Source organism: Candidatus Gastranaerophilales bacterium, assembly GCA_028693235.1.
Lineage (GTDB): Bacteria > Cyanobacteriota > Vampirovibrionia > Gastranaerophilales > Gastranaerophilaceae > JAQUVW01.
The window spans coordinates 1-15,536 of record JAQUVW010000004.1; the positions used below are offsets into that span (position 1 = coordinate 1).

The 15,536-nt window shown below is 27.7% G+C and carries 13 protein-coding genes; 7 read left to right on the top strand and 6 right to left on the bottom strand.

Going from position 1 to position 15,536, the window contains the following annotated elements; translation table 11 throughout:
- Both PHV37_07355 and PHV37_07360 read right to left on the bottom strand, forming a co-directional pair.
- Positions 1-232 (bottom strand): hypothetical protein (locus tag PHV37_07355; GenBank protein MDD3237896.1); only part of this gene is annotated, 232 nt, incomplete at its 3' end.
- On the bottom strand, positions 232-1,923 hold the full coding sequence (locus PHV37_07360) for a DUF3696 domain-containing protein (protein MDD3237897.1): 1,692 nt from the start codon (positions 1,921-1,923) through the stop codon (positions 232-234). The genes PHV37_07355 and PHV37_07360, both read right to left, overlap by 1 nt.
- Positions 1,924-2,041: 118 nt before the next feature.
- Here PHV37_07360 and PHV37_07365 point away from each other — a divergent pair, with 118 nt between their 5' ends.
- The 5 genes from PHV37_07365 to PHV37_07385 all read left to right on the top strand — a co-directional run bounded on the left by PHV37_07365 (position 2,042) and on the right by PHV37_07385 (position 7,088).
- Positions 2,042-4,138 (top strand): transposase, encoded by a 2,097-nt coding sequence (locus tag PHV37_07365; GenBank protein MDD3237898.1) that lies wholly within the window; start codon positions 2,042-2,044, stop codon positions 4,136-4,138.
- A complete protein-coding gene (locus tag PHV37_07370) occupies positions 4,128-4,817 on the top strand; it encodes an ATP-binding protein (GenBank protein MDD3237899.1) in 690 nt (229 codons plus the stop codon). Before PHV37_07365 ends, PHV37_07370 begins: the two co-directional genes overlap by 11 nt.
- Positions 4,807-5,475 carry a hypothetical protein gene (locus PHV37_07375; protein MDD3237900.1) on the top strand — a complete coding sequence of 223 codons (669 nt, stop codon included), beginning with the start codon at positions 4,807-4,809 and terminating at the stop codon, positions 5,473-5,475. Before PHV37_07370 ends, PHV37_07375 begins: the two co-directional genes overlap by 11 nt.
- 66 nt (positions 5,476-5,541) lie before the next feature.
- Positions 5,542-6,414, top strand: coding sequence for a restriction endonuclease (locus tag PHV37_07380; GenBank protein MDD3237901.1), 873 nt, complete (start codon positions 5,542-5,544; stop codon positions 6,412-6,414).
- A gap of 23 nt (positions 6,415-6,437) precedes the next feature.
- Entirely contained in the window at positions 6,438-7,088 is a 651-nt protein-coding gene (locus PHV37_07385) for a TIGR02391 family protein (GenBank protein ID MDD3237902.1), read from the top strand.
- 86 nt (positions 7,089-7,174) lie between these two features.
- On the opposite strand, the gene PHV37_07390 is transcribed toward PHV37_07385, so the two are convergent.
- The 4 genes from PHV37_07390 to PHV37_07405 all read right to left on the bottom strand — a co-directional run bounded on the left by PHV37_07390 (position 7,175) and on the right by PHV37_07405 (position 11,438).
- Positions 7,175-7,369, bottom strand: a complete 195-nt coding sequence (locus tag PHV37_07390; GenBank protein MDD3237903.1) for a hypothetical protein — start codon at positions 7,367-7,369, stop codon at positions 7,175-7,177.
- Between the two features lie 208 nt (positions 7,370-7,577).
- Positions 7,578-9,377 carry an AlwI family type II restriction endonuclease gene (locus PHV37_07395; protein ID MDD3237904.1) on the bottom strand — a complete coding sequence of 600 codons (1,800 nt, stop codon included), beginning with the start codon at positions 9,375-9,377 and terminating at the stop codon, positions 7,578-7,580.
- 13 nt (positions 9,378-9,390) lie between these two features.
- Positions 9,391-10,332, bottom strand: coding sequence for a DNA adenine methylase (locus tag PHV37_07400; protein MDD3237905.1), 942 nt, complete (start codon positions 10,330-10,332; stop codon positions 9,391-9,393).
- Positions 10,302-11,438 (bottom strand): DNA adenine methylase, encoded by a 1,137-nt coding sequence (locus PHV37_07405; GenBank protein ID MDD3237906.1) that lies wholly within the window; start codon positions 11,436-11,438, stop codon positions 10,302-10,304. Before PHV37_07405 ends, PHV37_07400 begins: the two co-directional genes overlap by 31 nt.
- Positions 11,439-11,585: 147 nt before the next feature.
- On the opposite strand from PHV37_07405, the gene PHV37_07410 reads away from it, so the two are divergent.
- Positions 11,586-14,357 (top strand): hypothetical protein, encoded by a 2,772-nt coding sequence (locus tag PHV37_07410; protein ID MDD3237907.1) that lies wholly within the window; start codon positions 11,586-11,588, stop codon positions 14,355-14,357.
- Positions 14,358-14,359: 2 nt separating this feature from the next.
- Entirely contained in the window at positions 14,360-15,475 is a 1,116-nt protein-coding gene (locus tag PHV37_07415) for a DUF4365 domain-containing protein (GenBank protein MDD3237908.1), read from the top strand.
- Positions 15,476-15,536: the final 61 nt, after the last annotated feature.

The following is a 15,536-nucleotide window of genomic DNA, read 5'->3' on the forward strand; positions in this document are numbered from 1 at the left end:
ACATATTTATCAATAAAGTTTCTAATTTTTTTTTAATATTATCATTATTAATATCTAAAATATTTTGTTTTATTTCACTTATCAAAAAATCCTTATTATCAAATAAAATAATCCCTCTTGATTGAATAGTTCTAAATAATAATATTATTTGATTTAATTTTAATTTTTGTTCAAGATCTTTTAATTCATCAAAATTAAATATTGTAGGAGCTAATACACATGGAATTAACATTATCCAAAAATCTCCTCAAAACTTTCTTCAAAAAAGCCGTTTGGCCATTTATCAATAAAATTACCATTTTCATCAAGTTCTAGACTTAAGCAGGTAGCTCCAGTAGTATCTTTATCAACATATATAACAGATACATCTTCTGATGTTATGATTTTTTTTCTAATTAATTTTTGTAACCTTAAAATAATGTTTTCACTGTGTGTTTCTATAATAAAGTTATTATTGTATGGCTCTTTTATACATTCCGCAAACAAGGTTCCTAATTCAGCTTGTAATTTAGGGTGAATATGAATTTCAGGCTGTTCAATAATAATAGTTTCATTTTTAGAAAGCATACTTTGTACTAAAATTGGCAATATTTGACTAACTCCGAAACCAATATCATTCAAAGAAACTGTTATTCCAGAATCTTTTTCTTTTAGCAAAAATAAGTAAATATCTTCATTGGGTATTTTTCGAGGGACTAAAGTATATCCAATATTTAAAGCCTCTAATTGTTTATTTATTTTATTTTTGAAAGTAATATTATGAGCTATTATATCTATTGTATTTTTACCAGATTTACCCACATAATTTTTTGTACCTGGGTTTGATAAATAGTATCTTTCTGGATTATCCCTTAACGCTCCAAGATATTTCATATTCGTAAGATATTGTTGCATTAAACGACAACTGAGGTACAACATATCAGAAATTTCTTGATTTAAATTTAAATTTAAATCAAATTCATTTTCATAATAAACAGGTCTTAATCTTGTTCTAAATAATGTATTTAATATGCCATCTTCGTTTTCTGAACTATTATATTCATCAAAAAATAATAAATTAACAAATAAAAACAGATTTGTTTCATAATATTTATTAAATATATTTTTAAATTTATTTTTGCATTCTACATTATCAGATAAAAATTCATCAATCTCTGTATATATTTCTAGTTTTTTCTTCAAAACATCTAAATGGTCACCAAACAAATCCATTTGACTAGAATTTTTTTGACTTTGTTTTTTAATGTTATTTTTCACTGAGATAATATTGTCTTTAACTTTGTCAATAATTTTATTTTTTTTAATTTTTTCTTCTGCCGATTTCCAGAAAGCCTTAAAATAATCACTTTCCCAGTTTATATAATCGAGTACAAATATACTGTTTAAATCAGACTCTTTTTTTAATGCTTGTAAAGAACGAATTCTTATTTTTTTAAAGTTTTGTGACTCTAATTTTTTTGAACTTTTTTTGAATTTTAAAAAAGGTTCTGTTAAATTATTTAAATATAATTTAATTTCAGATAAAACGCCATTTTTGATATCATTATAACTATAAACATACTCAATAGATAAATAATTTATATTTTTTATTCTATTATATCTATAATTAGGCAACCTTATAAACTTATTTTTTTCATTTGTAGATGATATATCAAAATTAAATTTAATTGAAAAATCTTTAGTTAAATCTTGTTTATTTATAAAATCCTTATAATTACCTACATCAACAAAGTGTCCCTTTGTTGTTAAATTTGAATTTATATTCGTAGTATCTTCCAAAGACTGTTTCATTAATAATAAAGATTTTAATATAGAACTTTTTCCAACTGAATTTGCTCCATATACAAGAGTTATTGGTTTTATGGGGATGTTTTGAATATCTTCAAAACTTCTAAAATTACTTAAACATATATTTTTAATCATGATTAACCTCTTTTGATTATTATTATAATACAAAAATTTGACATATTTATGAACACACCCCAACACATTTCCGACTAAAAGAGTTCCATTCATTCTCGTTTCGAGTGATGTATGGAGTATGAATATTAATAATGAAATCTTAAAGACCTTTGATACCACTAATGTTTGGCTTAGTGTAGATATTATTGCTAAATTAAAAAATATCTCAAGCCGGGCTGTTAGGTTAGCTTTGAAAAAAGAAAATCAAAGCTCTCAAAATCGATACGTTTATCAAACAGAAAAAGTTAGAGGTGGAAAATCGTATAAAATACTTTTATCAAGCATTGAAGAAGAATTACAAATTAAATATATAAAAAAATATTATGCTGAGCTTAAATTCACAAATGATGTGATTAAACTCGAAACGCTTCCGATTAAAAAAGAAAAAATCATTTCAGAGAAACAAAAAAATCTTGCTTTATCTAAATATGATTTGGTTAAATCGTGGGAACGATATAGGGAGGAACAAAAAGCCTTAAAAATATCAAATAGAACTTCAGACAAAGTATTTTTGGGAAATTATAATACTGGCTTACTTTATCCCGATATTTATAAAACACTCAATCACGTTGGGATTGGTGCAATTTATCGTTGGAAAGCCACAATAGATAAAACAAAAGATTGGACTTCATTAGTTGGAAATTACAAATATTCTTCAAGTGGAACTTATCGTACTAAATTATCAGAACAAGAAATTTCAATCTTTTTAAAAATATTACTTTCACCAAATCGCTTTTCCATCGGAAAGGCGATTTCTTTAACTAAGCATATTTTAAAAGAAAAAGGAGTTGAAAATCCGCCAAATGACATAACCTTTAAACGATATGCTGATTGGTATAAAGCAAATAATTTTGATAAATGGACACTTGCACGTGACGGGTTTAAAGCCTTAAAAGATAAAGTTGAACCATATATTTTAAGAGATGTTAGTATGCTTGAAGTCGGACAAGTTCTGATTGCTGACGGTCATACTTTAAACTTCCAAGTAATAAATCCATTTACAGGAAGACCAACTCGTGCAACCTTAATAGGCTTTTTGGATTGGAAGTCTGGCGGGCTTGTAGGTTATGACATTATGCTTGAAGAGTGCAATCAAAGTATCATGTCGGCTCTACGAAATGCAATTTTAACGATGAACCACATTCCCGACTATGTTTATCAAGATAACGGCAGGGCCTTCAAAAGCAAATTCTTTAACGGGGATAAAAAGTTTGAAGAACTTGGGTTTACAGGAATTTATGAGAAACTCGGGATAAAACCTGTGTTTGCAACACCTTATAATGCAAGGGCAAAAGTGATAGAACGATTTTTTCTTGAATTTCAAGAGAGTTTTGAAAAACTGATTCCAAGCTATATAGGTACAAGTATTGAGAATAAACCTGCGTATATGAATAGGAATGAGAAGCTACATAAACAAATACACCAAGAAAAAGCAAATTTTATTCCGACTATTGAGCAAGCATTGAAACTTGTTGAAGAGTGGTTGAAATTTAGACATTCACAACCTTGTCCTAATAACAGGACAAAATCAATTCAAGAAATGTTGGACACAATTCCTAAACAAAATATTGATGAAAATATTCTTGATGATTTGATGATGGCACAAGAAGTAAAACATATTGGCAGAAACGGAATAAGGTTCTTAAAAGCTGATTACTTTAATGACGAACTTTACGGAATCAGAGGGAAAGCCATTGTTAAATACAATTTAAACGATTTATCCTACATCAAAGTTTATTCACTAAAAGGCGAGTTTTTATGCAGAGCGGATAGAGTTACAGGTACTCATCCGCTTGCAAGTCAAATGGGAGATATTAAAGACATTGAAGATTATAAGCAAAAAGTCAGAAAACAAGGTCAGCTAAGAAAACGTACAATTGATGCCGTTAAAGAACATTTTAAACTTGAAGACGTTGAGTTGATTAAGGCAGAACTTATTCAAAATGAGATTGAAAAACAAGAACAAATTGTTGAAATTAAGCCAATTGAGACAAAAAAAGAAATTAAAGAAAAGCCTCAAGAAAATTATGTTCAAAATAGAAAGCGACCTTTGTTTAAAGAAAACTACGAACGCTACGAATGGCATATGAAAAACGGCTGCATCGGTAATGAAGACCGTCAATGGCTGAGTGATTACATAAAATCAGAGGAGTATAAAACAATATATGAAGAATGAATTTATTAAAACAAAAAATGTGAAACGATTTATTTCACTTATGGACAATTTACAAAAAGCACCGCCGAGTATTTCAAAAATGGCACTTGTATATGGAGAATTCGGGCTTGGCAAATCTCAAACAATAATGTGGTGGGTAACAAATAACGATGCGATTTACGTCCGCTGTAATCACAAAATTTCAACAAGGTGGCTTCTGACAGAAATTGTCAAAGAGTTAGACGAAGAGCCTTGTTATTGCTCACAAAATTTATTTAGGCAGATTGAGGAAAAACTGAAATACAATCCAAAAGTAATCGTGGTTGATGAGATTGATTATCTTTTTACAAACACGCATACGATTGAAACCTTAAGAGATATCCACGATAAACTCGGAGTTCCGATATTACTTGTAGGTATGGGTTTAGCTGATAAGAAACTTCAAAAATACGGACATATCAATGACAGAATTTTTGCAAAGCTAAAGTTTGAAAAAATATGTAAAGACGATTTTAAAGAAATTATAGAAACCTTGTCTGAGGTCAAGTTTACAGCTGATGCCATAAAATATGTAACGATGCGAAATTTACAATTCCGACAATTGGTAAAAATAATTAGTAAGGCAGAATCACTTGCAAAAACTAACAAATTAAGCGAAATAACGGATGAAATAATTAAGGAGATAATTAGTGAAGAATAAATTACTTAAACTTTGCAAACGCTTAAATAAAGTAGCTATTGAGGAAATCACTCCAATATTACAGGCGACACGAGGCGAAATTTGCCCCGTTTTAGAGGAGCTGGTTATAGAAGGACGTCTTAATTTGAGAGAAGACGGTGTTTATTTCTACAAAGAAAAACAAACCAAAAAGCAGGAATTACCATTGTTTTTTGAATTCAGAACAAAAGAAGAATTGGATTTAATAATAAGGTGTTTTTGTGCTGATTTACCTTGTACTAAGACAGCTCAAATATTAGACTTAAGTAATGGTATAATTGAAAAATTTAATCAGTTTTTTAGAAAACAAATTTATGAAAATCAATTTGCAGAATTGAGCAATTTATATTTTTTGCAGCCTCAAACTCCAAGAATAAGGAAGTTTTTCGATATACCTGTGTATTTTTACTTTTACGATAACAGAACTTTTGTATCGGGAGAAGCTTTAAAGACAAATTTAACACCAAAAACATTAGCAAAAAGTGAAGACTTAAAGTTTCGAAAAACATATTTGAAATTAACAAGAAGAATAAATCATCATAGTATGATAAGTTTTCTATCTTATTACATTGCCGAAGAAATTTGGAGGATTGATAAAGATTTTGAAGAATTATATGAAAATATTAATCGTCTTCATTAATTCAGCATAACATATCTGGGCAGAAGTCATTATTTTTATGATATAATCATAAAAAAGGAGTACGGAATGGCTATACCTGATTTTCAAACTTTAATGTTACCAGTATTACAAAATCTAAATGATAATAAAGAAAAAACTACTGTAGAACTGGCACAATTGCTTGCAGATCAAATACAACTTTCAGAAGAAGACCGTGTGCAACTTTATCCGCATAGTCATCAAAAAATTTTTAAGGATAGAATTTCGTGGGCATTGTTATACTTATCTAAAGCAAATCTTGTAAATCGTCCTCAACGTGGATTTTATAAAATTTCAGAAATTGGTCAAAAAGTTTTGCGTTCAAATCCGGAAGTTATAAACAATAAATATTTAAAGCAATTTAATTTAGATGTTGTAAATCCTAAGAAAAAAGATAATCACGAAATGACAGAATCCTCTCAAACTCCTGATGAAATGATAGCAAAGGCTCAAGAACTATATTCTAAAAATTTGCAAAGTGAACTTTTGTCAAAATTAAAAACAGTTGATCCGATAAGATTTGAGCAGATTGTGTTGGATTTAATGGAAAAAATGAATTACGGTATCGGGCAAATGACAAAAATAAGTCATGATGGCGGTATTGACGGAATTATAGATGAAGATGAATTGGGATTAGGAAAAATTTATCTTCAAGCTAAAAGATATTCAGACAATAAAGTTAATGAAAAAGAAATGCAAAATTTTGTCGGAGCACTTGGTTGCTCAACTGTTCGCAAGGGCGTTTTCATTACAACAAGTTTTTTTGATGAAAGAGCAAAAAGAAAAGCCGAATCAGTGCAAGGAAAAATTTTACGTTTGATTGACGGACAAGAATTAACAAAATTAATGATTAAGCACAATGTTGGAGTCCAAACAAAAACTAAAATTGAAATCAAAAAACTTGATGAAGATTTTTTTTAGCGAAGAGGATTAAATACAAACCAATGAATAAGAAAGAATATTTAAAAGAAATTATAGATGATGCAAATTACATACTCAACAAATATCAAGGGAGCTATATTGTAAATCCATTATCAGGACAACGAATTTTAAATGTAAGTAAATATGATTATGAAAAATGGATTACAAAGACAAATAAATTTTTGAAAAAATACAATTATACTGATTGCCAAGTTAATATTAACGGAAATGTTCCTTATAGCGAAGTGGTACTTACAAAATTGGCAATGATTACTGCTTTATATGAATCTTTCGAATTAGATGATGATTGTATTAACAATTTAAACTTTTTGTCAGAAGATATTAAGAAGTTATATAAAGATGAACATTACTCTCAATCCGTTTTTGATGCTTTTAAATTTATTGAGGTTCAAGTTAAAAATAAAAGTGGCTTGAAAGATTTGTTTGGGGTTTCATTAATGAGACAAGCTTTTAGCAAACAAGATGGCCCTTTAAAAAATATAAATTTGCCGGACGGAGAACAAGTTGCACAAATGGAATTATTTGCAGGAGCAATAGGTTTTATAAAAAATCCGAAAAGCCATAATATGATAAGTGTTTCTAAAGAAAAAGCAACTGAATTATTGCACTTGGCTAATTATTTACTCAGAATTCTTCAAGAAAATAATTTATAATTTTTCAATAATCCGAATTGAATTGCAAAAACTGTTAAAGTTATATTTGATTCAAAAATAAGAATTCTAAAGTTTCACGAGTTCTTCTATTTTTTAGAATCATCATAATCCTCCAACGGCACAATATTATCAAGTTCGGTGTTGTACCGCTTCCCGTTTTTATCAACACAAGCAGCAAAATCGACAACGCCATCTGCAAATTTATTTTTCCAAATTTTGATTAATAATCCGATTTCTTTCGTTTTACTGTTAAAAATTTTTGTGCCGTAACATAAATCCATAGTAAAAATCCTTTCGTTTACAATCACATTAATTGATTGCAAACGAAAGAAAATCAACTCTTTGTGTCAGAACAGAAACAAATGTCAGAAAGGGTTTTAAGCCAAGTTGCTATGCTAAAAGACAAACAATACCTAACTTACTACAAAATGTAAAATTAAAACGAGTTAAAGAGGTTTTAAAACGATTCTGAAGACAGATTGTCATTATTTATGCTACAAGCAAATTATTCATTTCAATTTTCCAGTTATTTAATGCTTCTGGAATTTTTTCTAACCATGATTCTGAATTATTTTCTAAAGCAATATCTATAATTTTGTCATATAAAGTTCTAATATATGCGTGTTTAAATTCAATATTTGTTTGCCTAAATATCGCAACGGTTTTAAGTATTTCGATTAATTGTTTAATTGTAATAGGAATAATTTTTTGTTTTGCTCCGGCATATTCGTATTTAATACTTGTATAATAGGTGTTTATTGTATCAGTATGCAAAGATGGTGCAACAAATAAGCAATAACAATCTTTATCAGTGTGAATATTTTCAAATTCTCTTAAATGCCTCATTACAGGCTGTCCTTCATTAAACCACTGATCTCTACTTGCTAACATTGTTACTTCGCAAGTTGCATTAAAATCAGAATAAAAACATTCAATATCTGGTACTCCGGCAGGAGCTGTAAAAGTCGGTTCATTATCATCACCTACTATACTGTTCGGCTTTATCAATAAAGAATCATTGATAATATTTAATGCAACATTAACCCATTTTTCGAGTGCTATTGAAGGTTTTAAATCTAATTTTCTAATATTTAGTAAAGAATCAATTGTTTCATTGATTTTTAAAATATCATTGCTGTAATCAAACTTTATTTCTAAATTTTGCAATTTTACACGTTTTGCACGTAAATCAGCAATAGTTGATTTTATTTCTGTTTTTGTTGCAGGGCAAGATTGAACCGTTTTAGTAAAATTTAGTTTTTCTTCCAATTTGTTAATATCAGATAAAACTTCATTAAAAATTTCTTGTAACTTTTCAACCGTATCAAACGGTAAATTATAAGTACCGTAAGTCGTAAAATATTTAATCCAATCTTCTTTTGAAAAATCTTTTGCTGCACCATTGTCATTTTCAATTATTGAATTTATTTCAACCATTCTTCTTGGTTCCAAATCCACACAAGCGTTTCCGTATTTACCTCTAATGTAGATATATTTCGTTATTCGCATATATCGGATTACATTATCTGTATATTCTTTAGTATTTTTCTCTGGATTATTAAAAGTTGAAAGATATTGTGCTATATAACTTTTTCTATAAATTTCCTTTTCTGCATTTGATGGTAGCGTTTCATAGTGCTTTCTAAATTCAATTACTTTTAGGGCAATGTCATCAACATCAGAGTAATTTTTAATTGAAAGTGCAAAAATGCCAAATTCAATTTTTGTTAATCCCTTTTCCTTCATATTATTTTGTTGGCACAATTCATTAACTTTCTTAATTAATCTCAGAGCATTAATAAAAGGCTTTGAATTCCAATCTCTACGCTCACTTTCAATTTGATTCGGATATTGTAATTTTAGTAGTGATTCAAACATAAACTCATCAAAAGTAATTTCTTCATTCAGAAGTTTATTACCAACATCTGTTATAATTATTTTTTCGGTGCTTCTATCAACTAAGCCTAATTTTTCAAGAGGGGACATTGACTGACGACCTCTCATAGGAGCATCTTCATATTGTTTTGTTTCAAAAATTTCTTTAGCTTGTGCATATGTCATATTAATAGTTTTATCCTTTAATAAATTTATTTGTTCGGCATTTAATTTATTAAAGGTTTGTGTACTATCTGTATTTAGATATTCCCTGTTTTTAATTAACAAAGTTTGAAATTTTATTTGTGCCGCTTCGTCCCAAACATCATTCTCCATTTCTTTTGCAGTTTTTAAAAATGCGGGGATTCTTTCAGCCTCTCTAATTGTAGTTGTCATACTCCAAAGTGTATCCAAAATAAAATCTCCTTTAGTAATTAATAATTAAAACTTCTTCCGTCACGGCTTCTTTGTTTTTTGTCTGATAATTTGAATTTTTATAGTCATAATTCAAATTAATAACTTTATATTTGTCAGAATTTTTTTCTGCCCAATTTATTAGTATTGAATTTTCTTTGCCTTTACTTCTAAGCACATTTGATAATGCAAATTTTATATTTTTTTCATGTAACTTGTCCAAGAATATTAGCAAATCATTTTCATCGGTACTATTCCAACCGCCTTGTTCATTGTAGGTAGCACAAGTGATTAAATACGGAGGATCTGCATATACAAAACTACTTTCATTTAGTTTTGAAATATCAAATTTTCTGAAATCCAAATTTGAAAATTCAAAGTTTTTACCCTCCAAACGTTCAATAAAATTTTTCAATTTCAAACGCATTTTTTCGTTAAAATCACGCTTGCCGACAGGTAAATTAAATCTACCTTGAGAATTAAATCTTATTTGATTATTAAAAGAATAAATAATTAAGACGTAAAGCAAAGTATAATAGTAATAATCTATATTTTTAATTTTGTTAAAATCTTCACGCAACCTTAAAAATTTGTCTTTGTTATAAGGTGCTAAACCTGTATTGCTATTGCATTTATAATACTCATATCCGTATTTATCGCTTTGCGATAAACCGTATTTTTCAATAACTTCGTCAATCATATTAAGGAAATCATTACCCAGATTTTTAAAAGTATTGAAAAGATAGGTTAAGTTATCGTCAGTATCATTAAATATTGTTCTGTTGCTCTGAACGTTTATTCCGACATTTCCGCCACCACAAAACAAATCTACAAAAATATCAATATTTTTAGGAAATAACGGTAAAATCTGCGGAAGTAATTTGAATTTACCGCCGGTATAATTTAATGGAGATTGTATTATTTCTAAACTTTTTTCTTCGCACAACATTTGCATACAAACAATCTCTCTGCATTTTCTTCAATTAAAGATTTACCTGTTGAAAATGCTTTATAACTTTTAGAAAACACTTTTACTTTACCTTTATTATTTAAAATGCGCAAAATTTCTTCATCAGGAAGTTTTGCATTTGACCTTTCGTTGCCCTTTTCTGCCATATTATTATAAGAAAGAACAATGTATTTAGCATTAATATTGGTAATTAAATCTTCAAATGCTTTAACCGCACTTTGAGTGCAATAATCACTTTTCAAAGAAGTTCTATCCATTTTTTTGGCAACGCCAATAACTTTGGGCTTTTCCCACTTCGCAACATTTTCTAATAAATGATACGCATCGCAATATTGTCTTGAATTATATGGAGGGTCAAGATAAACCACATCAGCACTTACAACTTTCACAAGGTTATTAATATCTTCATTGTATATTTCATTATGAAAATTTGTATTTTCTATATTTGGAACGGCTAATTCTAATTTTTTATCTAATTCCCCATTTTTACGATAAGCATCATAATGTCCACAAGTATTAGCAATTTTGTCCATGGCATACAGTAAAGATGTTATAAGAATACACTTTTCACGATTATTCAAATTGTCAGATTTAAAATTTTTCTCAATATCTTCTCTTATAAACCCGATTTTTTTACAATTTTTTTTGCTAAAATATGTATCAGCATAGTTTTTTGACATATAATTATCGGCAGTAACCGAAATTTGATTATATCTATTTATGAAATTAATAATTTTATCTTTTGAATAATATTCATATCCAAACCAAGTTTGATGGCAAACATAATTGCTGTAAAGAATATCATTTACAATTAAATGCTTTTCTTGAAACATTGAAGCAACTGCTCCTGTACCTGCAAATAAATCTGCAAACGTTTGAAATTCGCCACATTCTTTATTTATTATACTTTTTATAAATTGGTTTAATTTATATTTATTGCCAAGATAACGGCGATTATTAATAGAAAAAGTTGCATATTTTTTATCGTCAATAATTGAACTATGAACCAATTTCAAATTCGTTTCTGAAAATTTAGGTTTATCTTCATTTGTTCTTGTATTCTTATGTTTGAGCAATTCTTGTACAGACAAAAGTTACAACCCTCCTATTGTGATATTGTAATACAAACAAGAATTTTAGGCATTTTGTTTCGGGTTGTTAAGAATAAATATTTAAATACCCATGTGTCTAATATCCAATAGGTGTGTTTGTATTACAATAAAAAAAGGGGAAGAAAAATGAATAATGTTTTTGAAAGAGGCTCAGAATGGAGAAGATGGGATTTACATCTGCATACACCAGGAACACTTAAAAATGATCAATTTGATGGAAGTAGCCTTGATGAAAAGTGGGAGAAATTTTATCAAGATATTGATTCATATATTGGAGATTCTGCAAATTCTTTAAAAAATATAGCCGTGGTTGGAATTACTGACTATTTATCAATTGATAATTATAAAAAAATAGTTGCCGAAAATAGATTACCAGATTCAATTAAGCTTATTCTTCCAAATATAGAAATGCGATTGCAACCAATTTCTGGAGATTCTCCAATAAATATACATTTTATTTTCAATCCTAAAATTATAGATCAACTAGAAAGTAGATTTTTCTCTAAATTAAAATTTCCATATGATAATACTAATTTTAATGCTTCTAAAGTAGATTTAACAAGATTAGGAAAAACTTTTGATAACACTTTAGATGAGCAAAATGCATATAAAAAAGGCATAGAAATGTTTGTCGTTTCTTTTGATTCTATAAAAAATATTTTCGATGAAGATATGGATCTAAGGGAAAATGTAGTAATTGGAGTATCAAATAGTTCCTGTGATGGTGCCAGTGGAATCGTTAATCATTCAGATTATATGATAGGCAAATCTTCACAATTGATAGCTGTCAGACAAGCAATTTATAAATTTGTCGATATAATCTTTTCAGCAACACCTAGTGATATAAATTATTTTTTAGGTAAAAAAGAAACATGTTCAATAGAAAAAGTTATCAAAGAATGTGGTTCTTTAAAACCATGCTTGCATGGCTCAGATGCCCACACAAATACAAAAATATTCGAGCCTGATGAACAGCGGTATTGTTGGGTAAAGTCAGATCCCACCTTCAATGGTTTAAAACAGATAAAATATGAGCCAGAAGAGAGAGTTCGAATATGTTCTTCCAAACCAGAGACAAAGTCAGATTATTTTGTAATTGATAGGGTTGAATATAATGATTCCAATTTCCAAACAGAGCCAATATATTTTAACGATAAACTAACTTGTATCATTGGAGGGAAATCTACTGGTAAATCAATTTTAATTCAGAACTTAGCGATGGCAATTGACAAAAATGAAGCTGAAAAATGTCTTGAAAAATCAAAAAATAAAACATTGCAGGTAAATAATATAAAAGTTTTTTGGGCAGATAAAACGGAAGAAAATCGCAAAATAATTTATATTCCACAAACATATTTGAACAAATTAACTGATGAGCAACAAGAAAAAACAGAGATTGATAGTTGGATTCAAAATATAATTCTAAATAAGCCGGAAATAGGAGCTGCACATGAAACATTTTTATTAAGAATTAAAGAATATAAAGGTAATTTAGAAAAAAATATACTTGATTTGTTCTCAAAACACGAAGAATATATAAATTTAAAAGAGCAAATAGATAACCTTGGAACTAAAACTGGAATAGAGAAAGAAATAAAAAAATTAGAAGCAGAGAAAAATTTACAATCAAAAGATGTGGAGTTTTATTCTGAGGATGCAACTCTTTATGAAGAAAGTTTATCAAAACTTGATAGTAAAAAACAAGAAAAAGAAAATTTATTATACACAAAAAATAAAATTTCAAATATAGAAAATCTAATTGAAGTAAAACAATTAGATTTTAATATTTCAAATGAATTCATAAATACAATAATTGAAAAACAAAAAGAAATTGTTGATAATGCTAAAGCTCTTTGGACAGAACAAAAAAAATCTACACTTACAATTATTGAAAAATCTTTGGAGTGTATTGAGAAAGAAATAAATGACCATGAATCACTAATAAAAAAGTTAGAAGAAAAAATTAAAACTAATAATGCTGTATTAGAATGTGCAAGAAAAATTCAATTGGAGAAAACAAAACTAAGTGAGTATTTAAAGAAAGAAGAAATTCTTGCTCTAAATAAAAAGGGTATGGATGATTTTTTATCTAAACTTATTGAATCTATAGATTTTTATAAATTAGAGCACCAAACATTTGCAAGTTTAGTAAATAAAGATAAAATTGTAGATGATGGATTGGAATTTTATGTTGAAAATCCTTTCCGCAAAGATACTTTTACTGAAAAACTTCTTGCCATTTTCAAAAATAATAATGCAAAATTTAAAAGTTTAATTGATATAGAAAATTTTGATGAAACTAGTTATACAAAAGACAAAATTAAAAGCTTAATAAAAGAAATTATTGAAAATCCTTCTGTTTTAAAAGCTGATTATACTCCAGAGTCAGCTTTAAGAGAAATTTTAAGTGATTGGTATAATACTGTATATAGAGTAAAAATGGATAATGACTCGATAGATAAAATGTCTCCTGGGAAAAAGGCTTTAGTGCTATTAAAAATTTTAATAAGTTTAGCCGAAACCCAGTGTCCAATTTTAATTGATCAGCCAGAAGATGATTTAGATAATCGTTCAATATATGATGATTTAGTTAATTATATAAAAAAGAAAAAGAAAGAACGCCAAATTATTATAGTAACTCATAATGCTAATCTTGTTTTAGGTTGTGATGCTGATGAAATCATTATTGCAAATCAAGATGGAATCACGTCACCAAATAAAAAATATAAATTCGAGTACAGAAGCGGTTCAATTGAAAACCATTTACCTTTATACGATGCCAAGGGAAATATTGAATCTGGAATTTTAAATAAACAGGGAATTCAACAGCATATATGCGATATTCTTGAAGGTGGTGAAATAGCATTTGAAAAGAGAAAAAATAAATATAATATTTAATTATGACACAAATTACTCAAAAAACGATAATAGATAAATCTGGAATCAACAAATTAAGAAGCCTAGTAGAAAATAAAGGTTCAATTTTTCGAGAAATAAATAAACAAGATGATATTGGTTTTGATGCCAATATTGAATTCTGCAAAATGGCTAATTGTAAATACTTACCAAGTGGTATAGAAATAAAAATTCAAGTAAAGTCAGGTGAATCATACTTTAATAAAATAGGATCTTTCATCAAAGGTGATAGAGAACATTTTGCATATTGGAAAAATTTTAATTTACCAGCTTTTGGTATCACATATAATCCGAAAACAGAGACTTTATATTGGGTAAATATAACAGAATTTTTATTAAATAATCATACAAAAGGTTACAATATCCCAGTTAATAATAAAAATATTCTGAATAAAGATACTTTTGATTATTTTATGCAATATTGTATAGATTACTGTATAAAAGATAAAAACCGTTTTTCAATAACAAAAAAGCTAAATGATTTATATGATACAGATACAGATACAGAGTTATCATTGGGAAGTTTATCAAGCCTATTCTTATCTGAACGAAATGAAAATTTTTTTTGGAATATTATTTTAAATTATTTATACTTTTGTAATGATAAAAATGTTTTATATCATATCGTTTATTATCTTACAATTGCAATGGGAGAGCAGGTAGATGTCTTTTGGCATGAAAATAATATAATAAAGACTTCAATTTCTATTTGGTTAAAAAATAAATTCAATGAAATTGTTGATGAAGTTATATTGTATAAAGTTTTATCAGTTATTGGTCCTAATGAAGGCATTGACAGAGGTACGATTGGTAATTTAATTATTATTATGATTAAACAAATCCAGAATAGAAACTTTTTACTTTTGGATATTTTCAAAAATAAAAAATATGAATTTTACATAAGAGATATCGCATTAATGTATTATTTAAGTGAGATAAAACCTAAAGATGCTATTGATTTTTTGAATCAACAATTAAATCGGATAAATAATGAACAATTGCCACTAAATATCGATTTACCATTATATAAAGAATTTGAGGATGAATTTATATTATATAAATCACTTATTGAAAGAGATTATGGAATATTTCTTTTTTAATAAAAATTTAAATTTTTATTAATGCCTGATATTTAAAACGATAAATCTTCTAACTAAAAAT

Excerpts from the sequence above, each read along its gene's own strand:
- PHV37_07365 (MDD3237898.1), top strand. The coding sequence starts at position 2,042 with ATGAATATTAATAATGAAATCTTAAAGACCTTTGATACCACTAATGTT.
- PHV37_07360 (MDD3237897.1), bottom strand. The coding sequence starts at position 1,923 with ATGATTAAAAATATATGTTTAAGTAATTTTAGAAGTTTTGAAGATATT.
- PHV37_07385 (MDD3237902.1), top strand. The coding sequence starts at position 6,438 with ATGAATAAGAAAGAATATTTAAAAGAAATTATAGATGATGCAAATTAC.
- PHV37_07390 (MDD3237903.1), bottom strand. The coding sequence starts at position 7,369 with ATGGATTTATGTTACGGCACAAAAATTTTTAACAGTAAAACGAAAGAA.
- PHV37_07415 (MDD3237908.1), top strand. The coding sequence starts at position 14,360 with ATGACACAAATTACTCAAAAAACGATAATAGATAAATCTGGAATCAAC.
- PHV37_07380 (MDD3237901.1), top strand. The coding sequence starts at position 5,542 with ATGGCTATACCTGATTTTCAAACTTTAATGTTACCAGTATTACAAAAT.
- PHV37_07410 (MDD3237907.1), top strand. The coding sequence starts at position 11,586 with ATGAATAATGTTTTTGAAAGAGGCTCAGAATGGAGAAGATGGGATTTA.
- PHV37_07400 (MDD3237905.1), bottom strand. The coding sequence starts at position 10,332 with ATGCAAATGTTGTGCGAAGAAAAAAGTTTAGAAATAATACAATCTCCA.
- PHV37_07370 (MDD3237899.1), top strand. The coding sequence starts at position 4,128 with ATGAAGAATGAATTTATTAAAACAAAAAATGTGAAACGATTTATTTCA.